The following is a 449-nucleotide window of genomic DNA, read 5'->3' as shown; positions in this document are numbered from 1 at the left end:
CGCATTGCAGACGGCGACCACCGAGCTGGCGACGGCCATCTCGCAAGAACCGGGATTCCAATATCCGATCAGTTCCTATCAGGCCAATGTGCCGCAGCTTGACGCCGTAGTGGACCGCACCAAGGCGAAGGCACAGGGCGTGGCCGTGACCGATCTTTTCGATACGCTGCAAGTGTACCTGGGTTCGGCGTATGTCAACGACTTCACGCGCTTTGGCCGCACCTACCGGGTGATGGCTCAGGCGGACGCACCGTTCCGCAGTTCTGTCGAGGACGTGGTCAAACTGCGCACCCGCAACGCCAATGGCGACATGGTGCCCATCGGCAGCATGGTGGACGTGCGCAAGACATTCGGCCCCGATCCCGTCATCCGCTTCAACGGCTATCCATCTGCCGACCTGATTGGTGAGTCAGATCCGCGTCTGGTGTCGTCATCGCAGGCATTGCAGC

Annotated in this window: 1 protein-coding gene; it reads left to right on the top strand. The window is 61.2% G+C overall.

Features of this window, described 5'->3' with window-relative positions; genetic code table 11:
• On the top strand, positions 1 to 449 hold a 449-nt coding region (locus DU29_RS01000000130770), incomplete at both ends, for an efflux RND transporter permease subunit (RefSeq protein WP_033051134.1).

This window comes from Pseudomonas sp. Ant30-3 (assembly GCF_000690905.1).
Lineage (GTDB): Bacteria > Pseudomonadota > Gammaproteobacteria > Pseudomonadales > Pseudomonadaceae > Aquipseudomonas.
The sequence above is the reverse complement of the archived record's forward strand: the minus strand, read 5'-3'. Positions and strand labels throughout refer to the sequence as shown.